The organism is Cupriavidus sp. 05T41 (assembly GCF_056396525.1).
This window is the reverse complement of the sequence record NZ_JBFTLQ010000001.1, coordinates 238,952-257,650: the sequence shown is the minus strand read 5'-3', so window position 1 is coordinate 257,650 and position 18,699 is coordinate 238,952. Positions and strand designations below refer to the sequence as shown.

Sequence of the window (18,699 nt, the reverse complement as noted above, 5' to 3'; positions counted from 1 at the left end):
TTCAGGCCTGCGACGCGACGCGCTGGAAGTGAGTCTTTTCGACTGCCTCGACTTCGCGTGCGGGCACGTAGTAGTCGATATGGTCGTCGTTGCTGCGGAAGATGAAGGACACGATCATGCCCACCAGGCCCACGACGGCCAGCCACCAGATATGCCACGTGGCCGCGAAGCCCAGCACGAAGCTGAACGCGCCCATGTAGAAGCCGGCGCCGGTGTTCTTCGGCATGTGGATCTGCTCGTAGTGCGCTTCCTGCTTGGGCAGCTCGCCACGGGCCTTCATGTCGGCGAAGGCGTCCAGGTCACGCACCACCGGGGTGTGCGCGAAGTTGTAGAACGGCGGCGGCGACGAAGTGGCCCACTCGAGCGTGCGGCCATCCCACGGGTCGCCCGTGACGTCGGCCAGCGCCTTGCGGTTACGCACGCTCACCACGATCTGCAGCACCTGGAACACGATGCCCAGGCCGATCAGCGCGGCGCCGGCCACGGCCGTGTACAGGAACGGGTTCCAGGCCGGGTTGTCGGTGTGGTTCAGGCGACGGGTCATGCCCATGAAGCCGAGCACGTACAGCGGCATGAAGGCCACGTAGAAGCCCACCAGCCAGCACCAGAAGGCGCACTTGCCCAGGCGCTCGTCGAGCTTGAAGCCGAAGGCCTTCGGGAACCAGTAGGTGATGCCGGCCAGGTAGCCGAACAGCACGCCGCCGATGATCACATTGTGGAAGTGGGCGATCAGGAACAGGCTGTTGTGCAGCACGAAGTCGGCTGCGGGCACGGCCATCAGCACGCCGGTCATGCCGCCGATCACGAAGGTGACCATGAAGCCCAGCGTCCACAGCACCGGCGTGGTCATGCGTACGCGGCCGCGGTACATGGTGAACAGCCAGTTGAAGATCTTCACCCCGGTCGGGATGGAGATGATCATGGTGGTGATGCCGAAGAACGCGTTCACGCTGGCGCCGGAGCCCATCGTGAAGAAGTGGTGCAGCCAGACCAGGAACGACAGCACCATGATGGCCGCGGTCGCGTACACCATGCCCTTGTAGCCGAACAGCTTCTTGCCGGAGAACGTCGAGATGATCTCGGAGAAGATACCGAACGCCGGCAGGATCAGGATGTACACCTCGGGGTGGCCCCAGATCCAGATCAGGTTCACGTACATCATGGCGTTGCCGCCCATCTCGTTCGTGAAGAAGTGCATGCCGAGATAGCGGTCAAGACCCAGCAGGCCCAGCGAGACGGTCAGCACCGGGAAGGCGGCGATGATCAGCACGTTGGTGCACAGCGCGGTCCAGGTAAACACCGGCATGCGCATCAGGGTCATGCCCGGGGCGCGCATCTTGAGGATGGTGACCAGGAAGTTCACGCCGGTGAGCAAGGTGCCCAGGCCCGAGATCTGCAAGCTCCACAGGTAGTAGTCCACCCCCACGCCAGGGCTGAACTGCAGGCCCGACAGCGGCGGATAGGCCAGCCAGCCGGTGCGCGCGAACTCGCCGACGCCCAGCGAGACGTTGACCAGCATGGCGCCGGCCACGAACAGCCAGAAGCTCAGCGTGTTGAGGAACGGGAAGGCCACGTCGCGCGCGCCGATCTGCAGCGGCACGACCAGGTTCATCAGGCCCGTCATCAGCGGCATGGCCACGAAGAAGATCATGATCACGCCGTGGGCGGTGAAGATCTGGTCGTAGTGCTCGGGCGGCAGGATGCCCGGCGAGCCGTTGGTGGACAGCGCCAGTTGCGTGCGCATCATGATGGCGTCGGCAAAGCCGCGCAGCAGCATGATCATCGCCACGGCGGAATACATGATGCCGATCTTCTTGTGGTCGACCGAGGTGAACCATTCATTCCACAACCAACCCCACTTGCGGGTATAGGTAATCAGCGCGAACAGCGCCAGACCACCCAGTGCCACCATCGACAACGTGCCCATGACGATGGGCTCGTGGAACGGAATGGCATCCAAACTCAATTTGCCAAACATCTTTACTCCTAGGAATTCGAGCCCGGCGCCGGCAGGGCGGGCGCGGCCATGGACACCTGGCTGGTGCCGAGGGTGTTGCGCGAGGTGCAGACAGGACCGAACGAGGTACCGTTTCCGGCGATGGCGCCGCCGGTGCCGTCCATGTACTTGTGCAGGATGCCGTGGAACAGCTGCGGATCGACCTTGGCGAACATCGCCACGGGTTCCTTCTCGCTGGGCTTGGCCAGTTGTTCGTAGTCAGCCAGGGTCAGCTCGCGCGACGAGGCGCGTACCTGCTTGACCCATTGCTCGAAGTCGAAGTTCGACACGGCCTTGGCCTTGAACTTCATGCCCGAGAAGCCGCCGCCGCTGTAGTTGGCGGACATGCCGTCGTAGGTGCCGGCTGCGTTGGCGATCAGGTGCAGCTTGGTCTCCATCCCGGCCATCGCGTAGATCTGGCTGCCCAGTTGCGGGATGAAGAACGAGTTCATGATCGAATCGGACGTGATCTTGAAGTTCACCGGCGTATTGACCGGGAACGCGATCTCGTTGACGGTGGCGATATGCAGTTCGGGGTAGATGAACAGCCACTTCCAGTTCAGCGCCACGGCCTCGATGGTGATCGGCTTGACGTCGGATTCGATGGGCTTGTACGGGTCCAGGTCGTGCGAGGACTTCCACGTGATGATGCCCAGCACCAGGATGATCAGGCACGGGATCAGCCACACCACCACCTCGATACCGGTGGAGTGGGACCAGTTCGGTTCGTAGCGGGCGTTCTTGTTGCTGGCCCGGTATTTCCAGGCGAAGGTGAATACCAGGACGATCACCGGCACCACCACCAGCAGCATCAGCCAGGTCGCGATCAGGATGATGGATTTCTCGTCGGCGCCGATCTGGCCCTTGGGATCTAGCACGGTCATGTTGCAGCCGGCCAGCAACAGGCCGCCGCAGGGCAGGAACCGCGTCCAACGCGGAAGTTTGGGTATCTTCATGTCACGACTGGTTGTGTAGGCCACGGAACGACGGCGCGGCGCAGTTTTGCCGCCTAGGCGCGAGCGAAAGGCAGCCTTAAGGCTTGGGGGAAAACGGGAAACCTGGTTAAGCGACCTGCTTGCCCGGCGAGGCGCCAATCAACGGCAGACTGGCTTGATCCTTGTAGGACGGGGCTAGCAGGCTGGCTCGGTCCTTGTAGGACGGAGCACCGTGGGACTGCGGCGGTCCACACAGAAGGATGCCGCGCTCGCGATACCCATCACGCCTGCCGGTGCGGCAAACGTGGTTTCTGGCTGAGAATCGCGGTACGTCAGACATCGTGGCCGCGAATCTACCGCATTGCAGCAACGAGGGTAAACCCGGAACCTGGAACACACTGTTCGGTTAATCGGACAATGCACCATCTTTCGCGATCACGCCGCCAACGGCTCGCTTGTCAGAAAATTCTGCGAGTGCGTCAAGGTGTCGCAGGGTGCGCACCCTTGAAAGCAGTTGCACAAATCACAACGTGCGCGCGGCGTCGCGCGCCGGCGCCGGCGGCCCACGCTCTGACCCCCGGCGACCCCGGCAGTTCTATCCAAATGCAATAAGCTTCGTTCCCCTCGCGCCGCGATTTCGCAACCATGGGGCCGGCCCGGATCCCTCCCGATCCCCGACCCCACCCGGAGAAAATCGCATGACCCTGTTGCGCAACTGGCCCCGCCGCCTTGGCCTCGCCCTGTCCTTCGCCGCCCTCTCCTGCGCCGCCCTGTCCTGGTCCGCGACCGCTGGCGCCGCCGAACAGTCCGTGCGCGTGGGCTACCAGAAAGCCGGCCTGCTCGCCGTGCTCAAGGCCCAGGGCTCGCTCGACAAGAAGCTCGCGCCGCTGGGCTACAAGGTGGAGTGGAAGGAATTCCCCGCCGGCCCGCAGCTGCTCGAGGCGCTCAATGCCGGCAGCATCGACTTTGGCTACACCGGCGCGCCGCCCGCCGTGTTCGCCCAGGCCGCCCGGGCCAACTTCGTCTACGTCGGCGCGGAGCCCGGCGGCAAGACCAACGAGGCGCTGTTCGTGCTGGACAAATCGCCGGTGCGCACCGTGGCCGATCTCAAGGGCAGGCGCGTCGCGCTGCAAAAGGGTTCCAGTTCCAACTACCTGCTGGTGCAACTGCTCAAGAAGAACGGCCTGAGCCTGCAGGACATCCAGCCGATCTACCTGCCGCCCGCCGATGCGCGCGCCGCCTTCGAAAGCGGCAACGTGGACGCCTGGGTGGTGTGGGATCCGTACTATGCGCTCGCGCAGAAGGCGCTCAAGGTGCGCACCATCGCCGACTACGAAGGCGTGCCCTCGCCCTTCAACTTCTACGAAGCCGCCGGCGGCTTCGTCAAGGCACAGCCCCAGGTCGTCAACGCCATCCTCGAACAACTGCGCACCACCGGCCTGTGGGTGGCGAAGAACCCCGGCGAGACCGCCGCCCTGCTCGCCCCCGCCGTGGGCCTGGACGTGCAGGTGGTGGAGGCCTGGCTCAAGCGCGTGCCCTACGGCGCGATCCCGGTCACGCCGGAAGTGGTGGCCGTCCAGCAGCAGGTGGCCGACCTGTTCCACCAGCAAAAGCTGATTCCCGCCGCCCTCCAGGTCAGGGACAACGTCTGGCAGGCCACCTTCCCGCTCGCCAGCCAATGACCCCGGCCAGCCGCCGGCCGGGCATGGCGGCCGGCGCCGGGTGCGATCACCGGCCGCCGCCATGGCAAGCGCCAACCCGCGCTGCTACCATGCCCGCTCCCGGGCGGCGTCCAGCCACCAAGTCATCCAAGAAGTCATCCGCGACGTAATCCACGACGTCTTCCACGACGTAATCCACCTGGAAATCCAACAAGAAAAGACTATGAAAATCGAGACGATTGCAGTCCACGGCGGCTACTCCCCCGACCCCACCACCCGCGCGGTGGCCGTGCCGATCTACCAGACCGTGGCTTACGCCTTCGACAATGCGCAGCACGGCGCCGACCTGTTCGACCTCAAGGTGCCCGGCAATATCTACAGCCGCATCATGAACCCCACCAACGACGTGCTCGAGCAGCGCCTGGCCGCGCTCGAGGGCGGCGTGGGCGCGCTGGCGCTGGCGTCCGGCATGGCGGCCATCACCTACGCCATCCAGACCATCGCCGAAGCCGGCGACAACATCATCTCGGCCAGCCAGCTCTACGGCGGCACCTACAACCTGTTCGCCCACACGCTGCCGCTGTCCGGCATCGAGACACGCTTCGCCGACGGCCGCAACCCCGCCGCCTTCGGCGACCTCATCGACGAGCGCACCAAGGCCATCTTCGTCGAATCGGTCGGCAATCCGCTCGGCAACATCGTCGACATCGCCGCCATTGCCAAGGTGGCCCACAACCACGGCATCCCGCTGATCGTCGACAACACCGTGCCGTCGCCCTACCTGTGCCGGCCCTTCGAGCATGGCGCCGACATCGTCGTGCACTCGCTCACCAAGTACCTGGGCGGCCACGGCAACAGCGTGGGCGGCGCCATCGTCGACAGCGGCAAGTTCCCCTGGGCCGAGCACAAGGCGCGCTTCAAGCGCCTGAACGAACCCGATGTGTCCTACCACGGCGTGGTCTACACCGAAGCGCTCGGCGCCGCTGCGTACATCGGCCGCGCGCGCGTGGTACCCCTGCGCAATACCGGCGCCGCGCTGTCGCCGTTCAACGCCTTCCTGATCCTGCAAGGCATCGAGACCCTGGCCCTGCGCCTGGACCGCATCACGGAAAACGCGCTGGCCGTGGCGCGCCACCTCAAGGCCAGCCCCAAGGTCGAATGGGTCAACTTCGCCGGCCTGCCCGAGCACCCGGACCACGCCCTGGTGCAGCGCTACCTCGGCGGCCGCGGCCCCGGCATCCTCTCCTTCGGCCTCAAGAGCGGCGGGCGGGAAGCCGGCGCACGTTTCCTCGATGCGCTGCAGTTGTTCACCCGCCTGGTCAACATCGGCGACGCCAAGTCGCTGGCCACGCACCCCGCATCCACCACGCACCGCCAGCTCGACGCAGCGGAACTGAAGGCCGCCGGCGTGAGCGAAGACATGGTGCGCCTGTCGATCGGCATCGAGCATATCGACGACCTGCTGGAAGACCTGGACCGCGCGCTGGCAGCTGCCTGACGCCGCTGCCGGTCCGCCCCCTCTCCCGCCCGGCGGGAGAGGGCCGGGGAAGCGGCCAGGCGCATCGCCTGCCTGCATCGCCTGCTTATTCCCCGACGTAATATCACCATGCGCATTAACTCGTTCCTTGCGCATAAGACCCCCACTACAATGAGCCCCTTGCCTGTTCGCGCCAAGCGCGCCCAGGCCCGCTACATACCAACGACAAGGGGAGCTTTGATGAAATTGGGTCTAGGAATTCGACTGATCGGCGCGGTGCTCGCGCTGGGCGTGATCCAGACGGCCGGCGCGGCCGATCCGGACAAGAAGGAAATCCGCTTCGGCGCCACCGCCGGCCCGTACTCCGACCAGATCCGCTACGGCATCAAGCCCCTGCTGGAAAAGAAAGGCTACAAGGTCACCATCGTCGAGTTCAGCGACTACGTGCAGCCCAACCTGGCGCTGGCCGATGGCGCCATCGACGCCAATGCCTTCCAGCACGTGGCCTACCTGAAGAAATTCTCCGGCGACCGCAAGCTGCAGCTGTCGGAAGTCGTGCAGGTGCCCACCGCCCCCATCGGCATCTACAGCCGCAAGCACAAGACCCTGACCGAAGTGAAAGCGGGCGCCACCGTCTCGCTGCCCAACGATCCGTCCAACCTGGCGCGTGCCATCGCTATCCTGCAGCAGACCGGCTGGGTCACGCTGAAGCCCGGCACCGACCCGATCCGTGCCAGCGAGCGCGACATCGAAACCAACCCGAACAAGCTCAAGCTGATCCAGCTCGAGGCCGCGCAGCTGCCGCGCTCGCTCGACGACGTGGACTACGCCTTCGTCAACGGCAACTTCGCCCTCTCCTCCGGCCTCAAGCTGACCGAAGCCCTGGCGCTGGAGAAGATCCCCGACTACTACATGAATCTGGTGGCCGTGCGCACCGCCGACGTGAGCAAGCCCTTCGTCAAGGACATCCGCGATGCCTACCAGTCGCCTGAGTTCAAGGCGACCACGCAGCAGCGCTTCGCGGGCTTCCTGCCGCCGTCGTACCAGCGCTGAGATGCGAGGCCTCACGGCCTCGCCCGAGAAAGAAAGGACGAGAGAAGGCTGTCAACCTGCGTCGACTGCGTGCTCGTCCGATGGATCGACCCACTTCGGTCTGGCGTCGATGACCGCGACAGTGCTGCCTACCCGGCAAGGGGTGGTGTCGGCATGGGCAACGATGGAACTGGACATAGGCTTCGCGCAATTCGGGCTTAAAGCCTGCCGACGTCGATCACGGCCTGCGCGAATGCCTGAGGCGCTTCCTGTGGGAGGTTATGGCCGATGCCCCCCGTGATAGTCCTGTGCTCGTATTTCCCGGTGAACTTGCCCGCATAGGCGCTCGGCGCCGGGTGCGGTGCGCCGTTGGTATCGCCTTCCATGGTGATGGTCGGCACACCAATGGACGGCGCCAGGGAAAGTCGCTGCTCAAAGGCGTCATACTTTGCTTCGCCAGAGGCAAGACCTTGCCGCCAGCGATAGTTGTGGACGGCAATGGCGACATGGTCTGGATTGTTGAAGGCCGATGCACTCCGCTCAAACGTGGCGTCATCGAACTTCCATCCCGGTGAGGCTTGCCTCCAGATCAGCTTGGCAAAATCGTGCGTATATTGTTCGTAGCCGGCCCGCCCGCGATCGGTTGCAAGGTAGAACTGGTACCACCACTGGAACTCTGCCTCGGGCGGCAGCGGCAACGCACCGCCTTTCTGGCTCCCGATCAGGTAGCCGCTTACCGACACCAGCCCCTTGCAACGCTCCGGCCACAGCACCGCGATGATATCGGCGGTGCGCGCCCCCCAATCGAACCCGGCGAGTGTCGCATGCCGGATATTGAGCGCATCCATCAGCGCGACGATATCTGCGGCCACGGCAGTCGGTTGCCCGTTGCGCATCGTCTCTTGCGACAGGAAACGCGTAGTACCGTAGCCGCGCAGATACGGGACAAGCACGCGATACCCGCGCGACGCCAGCAGCGGCGCCACGTCAACGAAACTATGAATATCGTAGGGCCAGCCGTGCAGCAGGATGACCGCGGGTCCGTCGACCGGCCCCGCCTCGGCGTAGCCGACATTAAGCAGCGCGGCGTCGACCTGCTTCATTGACGCAAACGATGTATGGGCACCCGGCAAGGCCGAAGGCACGACCGACGAATTCGGCGAACGTGTCTGGCCCCTGGCGGAACGCGGCACGCCAAACTGGGCAGCGGCAAGCGCCACGGCTGTCATGCCCATGAAGCCGCGACGACGCGAATTGATATTTTCTGACATATTCCTCTCCACCTCGTCAAGCGAGGTCATTGAGCTTTGCGTAGCCCTGATACCTTTGACGGCAAAGCCAAGATCGCTACTCGAACCACGCAACCCTCTCCCCGGCAAGGCATTGGCTAACGGGTGCGTGGAAAGCGCCAGGGCCTAGTTGCGAGCGCCGTCCGTGTAGACGTTCCTCGAATCGACGCGGGCACCATCGGAGAACACGTCGCGCGGTCCGACGCGTGCTCCATCGGTAAAGACATCGCGCGCTCCGATGCGTGCGCCGTCCGTGAAGACATCACGCTGGCCGATACGCGCGCCATCCGTATAGACGTCACGAGGCGAATTGACCGCGGCCACGGCGGCTTGCGAGGCAAAGGTGGCGGCCGTGGCAATCAGCAGGGCGGCACCAGAGAATTGGCTGAGACGTTTCATGAGTAGCTCCTTGAAAACCGGACAGAGAGATGACAGTCAACGACCGGATCCGAGAGGCCTGCAGCAGCAGCGCCACGTTGCGATCGTTACTGCCGTATACGCTGCGCGATCGGAAATCATTCCCGTCGTCAGATCGAAATTTTGATTTGCCGTCATAACGCCACGCGGTCGGGCCGTGCGGTGCAGCACACGGGTCACGACGCGAGGCGGTGATGAATGGGATGTGGAAAGAGCCACACGGAGAGCTGCAGGCGCGGATGGCGGCAAGGAAAAAGACGCGTCTATCTATGGCGATCTGACGGACCCGAGTGGGCCGCGGTTTTCCTTGGGCGGCCGGACCATCAACCCTGGCCTCCAGAGCTTCATGGCCAAGCGCATGGGGGCCAGGACCTTCGAGCTGAAGGCGAGTCACGTATCGTCGATCTCACATTCCCGACGAGACCGGCAGTCTCATTCTGGAAGCTGCCGGACGGGCGCCGGCTTCACGTTCTCCGCATTCATCACAGCCTCGCGTGGTGGCCCGTGCGCTGCGCGGCGCGGCACTATGGCGCCAATTTGAAATTTCAATCCTGCATCGGGAATGCTCCGCGATCTCGCGGCGTATACGCAGTAACGATCGCAACATGGCGCTGCACATAAAGCCTCGCAGGTCCGGTCGTTGAACTGTCATCTCTGTAATCGTTCGCCAAGGAGTCGATCATGAAACGCCTCAGTCAAATTTCCGGTGCTGCCCTGCTGATTGCCACCGTTACCACCTTCGCCTCGCAGGCCGCCGTTGCCGCAGTCACTTCGCCTCGCGACGTCTATACCGACGGCACGCGTATTGGCCAGCGCGATGTCTTCACGGATGGCGCGCGCGTTGGACAACGTGACGTGTTTTCCGATGGTGCGCGGATCAGTTCGAGGGATGGCTATACGGACGGGGCCCGCAACTGAGCACCGGCGGCTTTCAGCGCGCGATAGCAAACATCTTGTGAAGGAACGTCATCATGAAAGACCCTATTCGTATTGTCTGTGCAGCAGTCATCTCGGTAACGGCCCTCATTGCCACTCCAGTGTTCGCGCAGTACGCACAAGTCACAGCCCCTAACGTCACGCGAGCGGATTTGCTCCGTGAAGTCCAGGAACTGGCGGCCCTGGGATACGAGCCAAGCAGAGAAGGCAAATATCCGGCCGATCTGCAAACGGCACTACAGCAACTAGCAAAAACGCACCAGGGAAATACCGGCGCAGCGTTGGTGTCGCAGGCGCCCTCGCGGTAACGTGCTTTGCCTCGAAGAGCGCGGATCCTCGGCTGCCTCGTTCACAATGGCCCCGGAAGGGGACATTAGTGAATGCGGCGGCTTCAATCCACTGGTAGCGTTTGATAGCGCGCGCGATGCCCACGGAAATCAACCTGGACGCGGGGTTGTCACGCCGAGCTTCCATCACTTTGGCGACTGCAACCGGGATACCCGCTCGCCGTGTCCGCTCACTTCGCACATCGGATGCACACCAGGCATCCATGAAACCGACTCAAACTTTTAGTCTGACGTCGGGAATATTTCGCGATAACGGCGCGTATACGGTAGTAACGATCGCAACATGGCGCGGCTCCTGCAGGCCGCACGGATCCGGTCGTTGAAGCTTTTCCATCCATGCCCCAAGGAGCTACTCATGAAACGCCTCGGCCACATCTCCGGCGCTGCCCTGCTGATTGCCACAGCCGCCGCCCTTGCTTCCCAAGCCGCCGGTGCGGCTGTCAATTCGCCCCGCGACGTCTATGCCGATGGCGCTCGCATCGGACAGCGTGACGCATTCACCGATGGCGCCCGCATCGGACAGCGTGACGCATTCACCGATGGCACCCGCATCGGACAGCGTGACGCATTCACCGATGGTGCCCGCATCGGACAGCGCGACGCATTCACCGATGGCGCCCGCATCGGACAGCGTGACGCATTCACCGATGGTGCCTGAAATTCGGCGCTGAATGATCGTATCGACGCCGCTCGAACCCTTGCAGGCATGGATCGCACGGGCACGTCTATTTCTCCCGCAAGCGCTGCCGATCCCTACATCGACGGAACCCATGCCTGACAACGGGCCTCAATCACTCGCCAGACTGGAATGACAGCAATCCTTGCAGCGCTGCGGATGACTCGCGACAACCACCGCGTGTCACCCACAGCTGCTGATGCCACCCGGTGGTCCCGCCGCGATCAGGGAGCCTGCACCTGAACCGGAGCGCCAGGCTTTCCCGAGATCTGCGGGGCTACCACGAGGTAGCGGCGCATGTCCTCTGCGGCGCTTGTTCCCGGCGCAACGACCTGCCGGATCGGCCCGATGGTATTGACGATGGCCGCGCCGGCCGGATTCGTCATGAACACGGCAAGCGGCTCGAGCGGCCCACCGCCGTCAGCTTTGTTCGCAAGCGCCAATACATAAGGTTGCCTCGGCTGAAGGCCGGTCACCGCCGCCTGCAGCACCTGCACCAACCCCTGGTCGAATAACGTAATGCTGCTCGCGGCGGCTGCCTTCCCGCCCGGCTGCCCCTTGTTCGGCGCCAATAGCGTCAGGTGGCTTGCCTGCCCGGCAATGCCAAGCGGCTCCAGGTTCTGCGTTCCATCCCCTTGCGTCACTGCGTTCGGTACATATGCAATCGCCTGCGGTGCCTGGCCTACCGGAACCGTCGCGATCACCTTGTTGCTCAGCGTGTCGATGGCAGCGATGGCATCGGCATTTTCCAGACCCACATACATGCGGCTGCCATCGCCCGAGGGCCAGATGCCGTGAGGCAGGCTCCCCGTTGGAATGGTAGCCACCTGTGAAAAATCATCGGTACGAAAGACCTTTACCTGATTCAACCCGCCCACAGTCACGTAGGCAAAACTGCCCTTGGCATTGCGCGCGAAGTTCACGTGGTTTGTGAGGGGACCGGTTTCGAAGCTCTTGATGCGGGCGAATGGAGGACGTGCGTCAAAGACCTGAACCCTTCCAGTATCCTTGAGTGTGAACCAGACCTGCCTGCCGTCCGGCGTGGCGGCGATATTCGGACAAAACGGGCTGTCCTGCTTCACCGCACCCACGATCTTGTGCTCGGCCAATGAGATCACCTCGGTTTCCGGATTGAATGAAGAGCACACGTAGCCGTACTTGCCATCGGGCGAGAAGATCTGCATGCCAGGTCCGGCGGGCACGACAATACGGGTCTTCTCTTCGAAGGTTTTGGCATCGAGAACCGCAACATAGTTTTCTCCGCGCACGGTAACCCAGACCTCGCTGCCGTCTGGCGTGTAGAACGCCTCATGCGGCGCCCTGCCGACGTAGGTAGCGTGCTTGACCGCATTGGTTTGCGTATCGATGAACGTCACCGAATTTGAACCGATGGAGACAATGGCCAGGGTCCGATGGTCTGGTGAGAAGCCCATGCCATGTACCAGCACCTGTCCACGGTAGAGCGGACTGAAATTTCCGGGCGAAGGATCCCCGAGCCGGATCAGGCCAAGCAGACGATGATCGACCGGGTCCACCACGGAAACCGTGTTCGAAAATTGCTCGGCGGCATAGAGGCGGTCACGGTGGCTGACAGGGATATCCGGTTCGGACTGGGATACGGGGGCCTGCCCAGCCAATGACGGTGCCGCCGCCGCCAGGGCACTGACCGTCAGGACGAGGACAAGGAGCGATTCGAATTTCATCTTGACTCCTGCGACTGCTCTGGTTGGTGGCCATGCACGGGCAAGACGCGCTCACCGCCTTCACGGTGCGCTTCCTCCACAGGCACTGATATGCCGGTCGGCCTGCCGATGTCGGTGGGGGCCGCAACCGGGGGCGGTAGCGGCAGCCCTACCGCCAGACGCATGGCAAGGATCTCCTGCTGCTGCTCAACGATGATCTCCTGCGCCAGACGACGCAGTTGCTCATTGTGGCCAAAGCGCAGATAGGCCTGCGCCATATCGATCGCACCCTGGTGGTGTGGCGCCATCGTGGAGACAAAGTCCCGATCGATATTGCCGCTCGGCGTGATTTCCATGTGCCTCATCATGGCGGTCATGGCCGCGCCGTTTTCGGCCAGGAACGCGCGCTCCCCCTCGTCGTCCGCCGTGCTGCCGGCCGCGCGAGCCGGCATTGCATGGATGGCAAGCGTCAGCCACCCCATCGCCACAAGGCTTGACGCGATTCTGGCAGCGGACATAGTCATTTCGGCAACCCCTCGCAGGAGCCGCCACTCGGAGCGGCATCAATATCTTAGGAGAATATGCAAATGACGCCGCGAGACCAACGGGAATAAAAGCGAAGCCAGCGTGTTTACGAATCAAGACCCCTTGACTAACTACGGCACGCTGCCATGCACCTTGACAACGCCCCCGACACCGAACGGCTCTCGGAAGTCGATATCCAGGCGCATGCCGATGGTCTCCTGCCCCCCGGCAAGGCCGCCAGCCTCCACAGGTATCTTGAAGGCTACCCCAGCGAAGCTGGCAGGATTGCCTTCTACATGCGCCTCAACGAGCAGATCAAACAATCGTATTCTCATCACGACGTTGCGCGGGAAGCTGATTCTCGCTCGGCCAGCAAGCGGCCCGTGAGGTACACCCGCAGGGTTGCCCGCATGCTCGTATCCGGCCTGGTGCTGCTGGCGGCAGTGGGCGGGTGGCTGGCTGGCGCAAGCGCGTCGAACAAGGAGCTGGACAGTGTGGCGGTACTTGCACTGGTCGAGGCAATAAGTGCACCTGCTTATCCCAGTGCGATCGACATGGCCGGAGGCAGGCCCTCGCCCGACCTGAATTCGGTCGGATTCAGTCTTATGAGTCGAAAGCCGGTTCGCATCGGGCCGGTGTCTGAAGTGCTTCAATCGGTCTATGAAGGCCCGAATCAGCGGCGTATCGTCCTGCTGGAGGCCCGCGCCCTGCCTTTTGATCCGGCAACGCCACATTGGTCCGCACGCCGGGTTGGCGATGTTCGTTTGCTGACCTGGAAGACCGGTACCACTCACTACGTGCTCGCCGGTAGCGCCAATACCCCGCGCTTGATGCAGGCGGCCGATCTCATGACTTCGCGCTGACGTCGAGCGCATCGACAAGGACTAGAGTGAGATGGGATCGCCTCGGCAACGACAGTTCCCGACTGGAGCGGGCCATGAAAATCCAGGATGAGTTGGTCGAGCATGTGCCACGGATGCGCAGGTATGCCAGGGCATTGATCCACAATCACGACCTGGCCGACGACCTTGTACAAGACACGCTGGAACGCGCGTTGGGCCGAACCGAGCAGTTCCGTCCAGGTTCTGACTTGCGCGCCTGGCTGTTCTCAATTATGCATAATCTTTTTATCAACCAGATTCGCCGGGCCTCCGAGCGCGTGGTGCACGTATCGGTCGACGATGATTCCGTGGATGAGGGCGAATACGCAGTGCCCCCGGAGCAAATGCGCTCGCTGGAAATTCGCGATCTCGACTACGCGTTGCAGCGCCTGCCTGTGGAACAGCGTGAAGTCGTCCTCCTGGTGGGTCTGGAGGAAATGAGCTACGCCGATGTAGCGATTGCGCTTGATGTCCCGATTGGCACCGTGATGTCCCGCCTGTCGCGTGGCCGGGAACGGTTGCGGGCACTGATGGCGGGCTCGCAATCCAGCGCAAGACTCAGGGTGGTGCAATGAGCGAACAACGGATTTCCATTTCCGAAGACGATCTTCATGCCTACGCCGACGGGGCGCTGTCGGAAGAGCGCCGCGCCCAGGTTGAGCGAGCCCTGGAGCAGGACCCGGCCCTCGCGGCAAGGATCAGTGACTATTTCTCGCTGAACAGTCTGCTCCACGAGCGCTATGACAGGGTCCTGGCCGAGCCGGTGCCCAAACGCCTTCAGCCATCATCTGCAAGGCACCCGGGCCGGGGCGAAGCGGCCAACTGGCCTCGCTTTGCGGGTATCGCCGCCACGCTGGTGCTGGGCATTGCACTCGGTGTCGGGAGTCAGATGATGCCGCGCATGACGGGTCAACTCGCGAGCAATGAGCCGATCGGCAGCCTGCAGGGCCAGGACGGACTTGCACGCAATGCGGCCGTGGCACATGTGGTCTACATGCCCGACGTTGTCCGCCCGGCCGAGATCGGTTCCGATCGTGAGCAGGATTTTGTGCAATGGCTGGCAAACCGACTCGGCACCAACGTGCACCCGCCGGTGCTGACACGGGTCGGCTTCGAACTCGTCGGCGGCCGTTTGCTGCCCGATGCCGGTGGGGGCGTTGCACAATTCATGTATCGCAACGCCAAGGGCGAACGGATCACCCTCTACATATCCCACCGGACCACGAGCGCGAACACCACCGCGTTCCAGCTGTACCAGGACGGACCGGTCAATGTCTTCTACTGGCTGGACGGTGACTTCGGCTATGCCGTCAGCGGCGGAATCGATCACACGGTGCTGCTCGACATCTCGCACGATGTCTATGCCCAACTGACACCTGGAAAGAATGAATAGTCGAGCAGGCTGCGCTCCCTCCGTTCATCCGGCCTGGCCTGCAGGAGCCGACGACGCGCTCATCGTGGCAAGCAGCCTGACAAATGCGAGCGCGGCCATGTTGGTGCTGGCATGCGGGCGTGCACAGTGCAACACGGCATCGACGGTGCCGCCGCGCCTGGACTTTGCCGCTTGCAACGGCCGGTATGTCACGCGTGCCGAGCGCATTTCCGCAGCCGATGCGGGCACCAGCGCGGCGCCAAGCCCGGCCTCGACCAGGGCGAGCATGGTCGGGAGTACGCTCTCCTGATCGATGCGTGGCTGCACGCCGGCCGCATGATAGATCTTCTGGCTCAGGTCGCGAAAATAGGCTGAGCCGACCGCGCTGAATCCAACCATCGGAAGGCGATCCAGCGCCGCTGGCGCCACCGTGGCGTCTGCGGCGAGCGGATGCCCGAGTGGCAACGCCAGCAACATCGGCTCACGATCGGCTTCGAACGCATCGAAATCCGCTTCCACCGTCGGTGTGGACAGGCGCAGCAGCGCCACGTCGAGTTTGCCGGCGCGCAAGGCATCCCACTGCTCGGCTGACGTTGCCTCCGTGAAGTCGAATGCGACGGCAGGATAGGCGCTGCGGTACGCAGACAGTATGCGTGGCAAGAGGCGGTACGCGGCGGTACTTGTAAATCCCAGCGAGATCCGTCCCGTCTCGCCATGCGCTGCCCTGAGCACTGCCTGCCCGGCGGCGTCCGCATCGGCCAGCAGTTGCCTTGCCCGGTCGAAGAGCACCCTGCCCGCCTCCGTCAACTGGACCGACCGCGTCGTTCGCGCAAACAGGTCCGCACCAACGTTGGCTTCCAGTTGTCGGATTTGCTGGCTCAAAGGCGGCTGTGCCATATGGAGCCGCGCCGCGGCACGTCCGAAATGCAGTTCCTCGGCCACCACAACAAAGAGGCGCAACGCGTGCAACGAGAGAGCCATTGATACATAAAAATGAATGAATACTCTGGAATATTATATTGGATCTATCGAATAGACCAGCATAAGATTGCCTTCGATATCCCCTTCAAAGCCCCGCGATTCTTGCCCATAGGAACTCCAACATGAATCCCAAAGCCCTGTTCCGTACCCTGGCGGGAAGTATCGCCGCAGTGTGCTTCAGCGCCCTCCTGCCTTTGCCCGCCATGGCACAACATTCGCAATACCCGGTCAAGCCGATCCATATGGTTGTGCCGTTCGGCGCTGGCAGCGTGACCGACACCCTGGCGCGCATCATTGCAACCAGGCTCAGTGAGGCCTGGGGCCAGCCTGTCGTGGTTGACAACCGGGCGGGCGCCGACGGCAACATCGGCACAGGCTATGTTGCCGCGGCGGAGCGCGACGGCTACACGCTGCTCTTTGGCGCGGCCAGCACCAACGCGATCAATGCCAGCCTCCACACCAACCTCAAGTTCGACCCCCAACGCGACTTCGTGCCGGTGGTCAATGTGGCCAGCGTGCCCAATGTGCTTGTGGTTCCGCCTAGCGTTCCCGCGCGCTCAGTCAAGGAACTGCTGGCACTGCTGCACAGGCAGCAATACAGCTATGCCTCGGGAGGCGCCGGTGGCAGCCAGCACCTGTCGGCCGAATTATTCAAGTCCATGTCGAAGACCGATATCCTTCACGTGCCTTACAAGGGCGGTGCCCCTGCGCTGACCGATCTGCTCGCCGGGCGCGTGCAAATGATGTTCTGCAACCTCCCGCTATGCCTGCCGCATATCCGCTCCGGCAAGCTCATTGCCCTCGGCGTGACCTCGGCGCGGAAATCGCCTCTGCTGCCCGACGTTCCCACGATTTCCGAGTCGGGCCTGCCCGGCTACGTGGTGGAAGGCTGGTTCGGCATGTTTGCGCCAGCCGGCGTGCCCAAACAAGTGGTCAGCCGCATCAATGCGGAAGTTGTCCGCATCCTGAAAGATCCCAAGACACGCGAGCAACTGCTGGCCCAGGGCGCGGAGCCCGTCGGCGATACGCCCGAAGCCTTTGCCGTCTTCGTGGGCAAGGAACATGATCGCTGGGCGGCTGTCATCCGCAATGCCGGCATCACCTTAAACTAGGAGCATCCAGCTCATGCGCGCCCCCAATCGTCTCACCGCCCTTGAGGCGGCCACCCGGATCGAGCGAGGCAACCTTACCGCCGAAACGCTGACGCATGCCTGCCTCGAGCGCATACAGGAACGCAACGGCGCGGTGCAGGCCTTCGTCGCCGTCAATGCCGATCTGGCTCTCTCCCAGGCGCGTGCGGCGGATCGCCGCCCGGGTGGCCCGCTGCGCGGCATTCCTGTCGCCGTCAAGGACATCATCGATACCGTCGGCTACGACACGGCCTACGGCTCGGCAGCGATCTATGCCGGGCATCGCCCTGCAGCAGACGCCGGCTGCGTTGCGTCTGCGCATGAAGCCGGTGCCGTCATACTTGGGAAGGTTGCCACCAGCGAATTCGCCACGCAGACGCCGAGCGCAACGCGCAACCCCCTCGACCTGGAACGCACGCCGGGCGGCTCGTCCAGCGGTTCCGCAGCCGCCGTCGCGGATTTCATGGTGCCGGTCGCGTTCGGTACGCAGACTACCGGGTCGATCACCCGCCCGGCAGCGTACTGCGGCGTGGTCGGCTACAAGCCGACTTTCGGCCTCATCAGTAGTGCCGGCGTGAAGACCCTCAGCCATACCCAGGACACGGTGGGCCTGCTGACCCGCACCGTCGCCGACGCCGCCTTCTTCTGCCTTGGCCCGGCGCAGGCACGCGCCGTCGAACAACCGGGGTTGAGGCCGCGCATTGGCGTGTGCCTGTCGAGTCAGTGGCAGCATGCCAGCCCCGAAACGCACGCCGCCCTCGACGCGATCGCCGCCCGCGCCGAGCGGGCCGGCGCAAGCGTGCTGCGCTGCAGGCTGCCGCAGGAACTGGAAGCCTTGATCGATCTGCAGAGCAGCATGTTCGCCTACGAGGCCAGGCAATCGCTCGCCCATGAACGTACGCAACATCACGAGCAGCTCAGTGCGCGCCTGCAAACGCGCCTGGCCGGTGGGGAGACCGTGAGCACAGAGGCCTACCTGCAAATACGAAGCCGCATGCACGCCGGCACCCGACAAGCCGATGCCATGTTCGGCGATCTCGACGTGCTGCTCTACCCCGCCGCGGACGGCGAAGCCGAGCTGGGCCTGGCAGACTCGGGCTCGCCACGTTTCGGCGCACTCTGGACAGCGCTGCACCTGCCCACGGTTTCATTGCGCATAGGGACTGGCCCCGCCGGGCTGCCAATTGGAGCCCAACTGATCGGACGCTATGCGGATGACGCACGCCTGCTCGCGGTTGCAAGCGCCCTGGCGCGCATTGCAGGCTACGATCAGTAAGCGAAGGGGGTAGGAGAGCGCGCCTTGGGCCGCCCAGCGAAGTAACCAAACAAGCTTCTTGCTGGACAGGCATCCGCCGCTGCGCG

The 18,699-nt window shown here is 63.4% G+C and carries 18 protein-coding genes; 10 read left to right on the top strand and 8 right to left on the bottom strand.

Going from position 1 to position 18,699, the window contains the following annotated elements:
* Nucleotide 1 precedes the first annotated feature (1 nt).
* Together cyoB and cyoA are read right to left on the bottom strand one after the other, a co-directional pair.
* Nucleotides 2-1,978: a cytochrome o ubiquinol oxidase subunit I gene (cyoB, locus tag AC1DKV_RS01160; protein WP_441643235.1), complete on the bottom strand. Its 1,977-nt coding sequence runs from the start codon at nt 1,976-1,978 to the stop codon at nt 2-4.
* A gap of 8 nt (nt 1,979-1,986) precedes the next feature.
* The gene (cyoA, locus tag AC1DKV_RS01155; protein WP_441614324.1) at nt 1,987-2,952 is read right to left on the bottom strand and encodes a ubiquinol oxidase subunit II; all 966 of its coding nucleotides are present in this window, start codon (nt 2,950-2,952) and stop codon (nt 1,987-1,989) included.
* Between the two features lie 677 nt (nt 2,953-3,629).
* Between cyoA and AC1DKV_RS01150 the strand changes: the two genes are divergently transcribed.
* From AC1DKV_RS01150 to AC1DKV_RS01140, 3 genes are all read left to right on the top strand, one after another.
* On the top strand, nt 3,630-4,613 hold the full coding sequence (locus tag AC1DKV_RS01150; RefSeq protein WP_441614322.1) for an aliphatic sulfonate ABC transporter substrate-binding protein: 984 nt from the start codon (nt 3,630-3,632) through the stop codon (nt 4,611-4,613).
* Nucleotides 4,614-4,815: 202 nt separating this feature from the next.
* The gene (locus AC1DKV_RS01145) at nt 4,816-6,090 is read left to right on the top strand and encodes an O-acetylhomoserine aminocarboxypropyltransferase/cysteine synthase family protein (RefSeq protein ID WP_441614320.1); all 1,275 of its coding nucleotides are present in this window, start codon (nt 4,816-4,818) and stop codon (nt 6,088-6,090) included.
* Between the two features lie 219 nt (nt 6,091-6,309).
* Nucleotides 6,310-7,122, top strand: a complete 813-nt coding sequence (locus AC1DKV_RS01140; RefSeq protein WP_441614318.1) for a MetQ/NlpA family ABC transporter substrate-binding protein — start codon at nt 6,310-6,312, stop codon at nt 7,120-7,122.
* A gap of 197 nt (nt 7,123-7,319) precedes the next feature.
* Here the strand turns inward: AC1DKV_RS01140 and AC1DKV_RS01135 are convergent, their stop codons facing one another.
* Nucleotides 7,320-8,372: an alpha/beta hydrolase gene (locus AC1DKV_RS01135; RefSeq protein WP_441614366.1), complete on the bottom strand. Its 1,053-nt coding sequence runs from the start codon at nt 8,370-8,372 to the stop codon at nt 7,320-7,322.
* Between the two features lie 144 nt (nt 8,373-8,516).
* On the bottom strand, nt 8,517-8,789 hold the full coding sequence (locus tag AC1DKV_RS01130) for a hypothetical protein (RefSeq protein ID WP_441614316.1): 273 nt from the start codon (nt 8,787-8,789) through the stop codon (nt 8,517-8,519).
* A 699-nt stretch (nt 8,790-9,488) separates the two neighbouring features.
* On the opposite strand from AC1DKV_RS01130, the gene AC1DKV_RS01125 reads away from it, so the two are divergent.
* Nucleotides 9,489-9,725: a hypothetical protein gene (locus tag AC1DKV_RS01125; protein ID WP_441614315.1), complete on the top strand. Its 237-nt coding sequence runs from the start codon at nt 9,489-9,491 to the stop codon at nt 9,723-9,725.
* A 53-nt stretch (nt 9,726-9,778) separates the two neighbouring features.
* Nucleotides 9,779-10,051 carry a DUF4148 domain-containing protein gene (locus AC1DKV_RS01120; protein ID WP_441614313.1) on the top strand — a complete coding sequence of 91 codons (273 nt, stop codon included), beginning with the start codon at nt 9,779-9,781 and terminating at the stop codon, nt 10,049-10,051.
* Between the two features lie 388 nt (nt 10,052-10,439).
* On the opposite strand, the gene AC1DKV_RS01115 is transcribed toward AC1DKV_RS01120, so the two are convergent.
* The 3 genes from AC1DKV_RS01115 to AC1DKV_RS01105 all read right to left on the bottom strand — a co-directional run bounded on the left by AC1DKV_RS01115 (nt 10,440) and on the right by AC1DKV_RS01105 (nt 12,966).
* Nucleotides 10,440-10,862 (bottom strand): hypothetical protein, encoded by a 423-nt coding sequence (locus tag AC1DKV_RS01115; RefSeq protein ID WP_441614311.1) that lies wholly within the window; start codon nt 10,860-10,862, stop codon nt 10,440-10,442.
* A 128-nt stretch (nt 10,863-10,990) separates the two neighbouring features.
* Nucleotides 10,991-12,469: a YncE family protein gene (locus AC1DKV_RS01110; RefSeq protein ID WP_441614309.1), complete on the bottom strand. Its 1,479-nt coding sequence runs from the start codon at nt 12,467-12,469 to the stop codon at nt 10,991-10,993.
* A complete protein-coding gene (locus tag AC1DKV_RS01105) occupies nt 12,466-12,966 on the bottom strand; it encodes a DUF305 domain-containing protein (protein ID WP_441614307.1) in 501 nt (166 codons plus the stop codon). The genes AC1DKV_RS01110 and AC1DKV_RS01105 overlap by 4 nt, the downstream gene beginning before the upstream one ends.
* A 153-nt stretch (nt 12,967-13,119) precedes the next feature.
* Between AC1DKV_RS01105 and AC1DKV_RS01100 the strand changes: the two genes are divergently transcribed.
* The 3 genes from AC1DKV_RS01100 to AC1DKV_RS01090 all read left to right on the top strand — a co-directional run bounded on the left by AC1DKV_RS01100 (nt 13,120) and on the right by AC1DKV_RS01090 (nt 15,247).
* Entirely contained in the window at nt 13,120-13,836 is a 717-nt protein-coding gene (locus tag AC1DKV_RS01100; protein WP_441614305.1) for an anti-sigma factor family protein, read from the top strand.
* A 74-nt stretch (nt 13,837-13,910) separates the two neighbouring features.
* Entirely contained in the window at nt 13,911-14,429 is a 519-nt protein-coding gene (locus AC1DKV_RS01095) for an RNA polymerase sigma factor (RefSeq protein WP_441614303.1), read from the top strand.
* A complete protein-coding gene (locus AC1DKV_RS01090; protein WP_441614301.1) occupies nt 14,426-15,247 on the top strand; it encodes an anti-sigma factor family protein in 822 nt (273 codons plus the stop codon). Before AC1DKV_RS01095 ends, AC1DKV_RS01090 begins: the two co-directional genes overlap by 4 nt.
* A gap of 24 nt (nt 15,248-15,271) precedes the next feature.
* Here the strand turns inward: AC1DKV_RS01090 and AC1DKV_RS01085 are convergent, their stop codons facing one another.
* A complete protein-coding gene (locus AC1DKV_RS01085; protein WP_441614299.1) occupies nt 15,272-16,195 on the bottom strand; it encodes a LysR substrate-binding domain-containing protein in 924 nt (307 codons plus the stop codon).
* Between the two features lie 134 nt (nt 16,196-16,329).
* Between AC1DKV_RS01085 and AC1DKV_RS01080 the strand changes: the two genes are divergently transcribed.
* Both AC1DKV_RS01080 and AC1DKV_RS01075 read left to right on the top strand, forming a co-directional pair.
* Entirely contained in the window at nt 16,330-17,319 is a 990-nt protein-coding gene (locus AC1DKV_RS01080; protein ID WP_441614297.1) for a tripartite tricarboxylate transporter substrate binding protein, read from the top strand.
* Nucleotides 17,320-17,332: 13 nt separating this feature from the next.
* Nucleotides 17,333-18,613: an amidase gene (locus AC1DKV_RS01075; protein WP_441614295.1), complete on the top strand. Its 1,281-nt coding sequence runs from the start codon at nt 17,333-17,335 to the stop codon at nt 18,611-18,613.
* Nucleotides 18,614-18,699: the final 86 nt, after the last annotated feature.

What these genes read in the sequence shown, in the direction of transcription:
- cyoB (WP_441643235.1), bottom strand. Translation starts at nt 1,978, where the DNA reads ATGTTTGGCAAATTGAGTTTGGATGCCATTCCGTTCCACGAGCCCATC.
- cyoA (WP_441614324.1), bottom strand. Translation starts at nt 2,952, where the DNA reads ATGAAGATACCCAAACTTCCGCGTTGGACGCGGTTCCTGCCCTGCGGC.
- AC1DKV_RS01150 (WP_441614322.1), top strand. Translation starts at nt 3,630, where the DNA reads ATGACCCTGTTGCGCAACTGGCCCCGCCGCCTTGGCCTCGCCCTGTCC.
- AC1DKV_RS01145 (WP_441614320.1), top strand. Translation starts at nt 4,816, where the DNA reads ATGAAAATCGAGACGATTGCAGTCCACGGCGGCTACTCCCCCGACCCC.
- AC1DKV_RS01140 (WP_441614318.1), top strand. Translation starts at nt 6,310, where the DNA reads ATGAAATTGGGTCTAGGAATTCGACTGATCGGCGCGGTGCTCGCGCTG.
- AC1DKV_RS01135 (WP_441614366.1), bottom strand. Translation starts at nt 8,372, where the DNA reads ATGTCAGAAAATATCAATTCGCGTCGTCGCGGCTTCATGGGCATGACA.
- AC1DKV_RS01130 (WP_441614316.1), bottom strand. Translation starts at nt 8,789, where the DNA reads ATGAAACGTCTCAGCCAATTCTCTGGTGCCGCCCTGCTGATTGCCACG.
- AC1DKV_RS01125 (WP_441614315.1), top strand. Translation starts at nt 9,489, where the DNA reads ATGAAACGCCTCAGTCAAATTTCCGGTGCTGCCCTGCTGATTGCCACC.
- AC1DKV_RS01120 (WP_441614313.1), top strand. Translation starts at nt 9,779, where the DNA reads ATGAAAGACCCTATTCGTATTGTCTGTGCAGCAGTCATCTCGGTAACG.
- AC1DKV_RS01115 (WP_441614311.1), bottom strand. Translation starts at nt 10,862, where the DNA reads ATGGGTTCCGTCGATGTAGGGATCGGCAGCGCTTGCGGGAGAAATAGA.
- AC1DKV_RS01110 (WP_441614309.1), bottom strand. Translation starts at nt 12,469, where the DNA reads ATGAAATTCGAATCGCTCCTTGTCCTCGTCCTGACGGTCAGTGCCCTG.
- AC1DKV_RS01105 (WP_441614307.1), bottom strand. Translation starts at nt 12,966, where the DNA reads ATGTCCGCTGCCAGAATCGCGTCAAGCCTTGTGGCGATGGGGTGGCTG.
- AC1DKV_RS01100 (WP_441614305.1), top strand. Translation starts at nt 13,120, where the DNA reads ATGCACCTTGACAACGCCCCCGACACCGAACGGCTCTCGGAAGTCGAT.
- AC1DKV_RS01095 (WP_441614303.1), top strand. Translation starts at nt 13,911, where the DNA reads ATGAAAATCCAGGATGAGTTGGTCGAGCATGTGCCACGGATGCGCAGG.
- AC1DKV_RS01090 (WP_441614301.1), top strand. Translation starts at nt 14,426, where the DNA reads ATGAGCGAACAACGGATTTCCATTTCCGAAGACGATCTTCATGCCTAC.
- AC1DKV_RS01080 (WP_441614297.1), top strand. Translation starts at nt 16,330, where the DNA reads ATGAATCCCAAAGCCCTGTTCCGTACCCTGGCGGGAAGTATCGCCGCA.
- AC1DKV_RS01075 (WP_441614295.1), top strand. Translation starts at nt 17,333, where the DNA reads ATGCGCGCCCCCAATCGTCTCACCGCCCTTGAGGCGGCCACCCGGATC.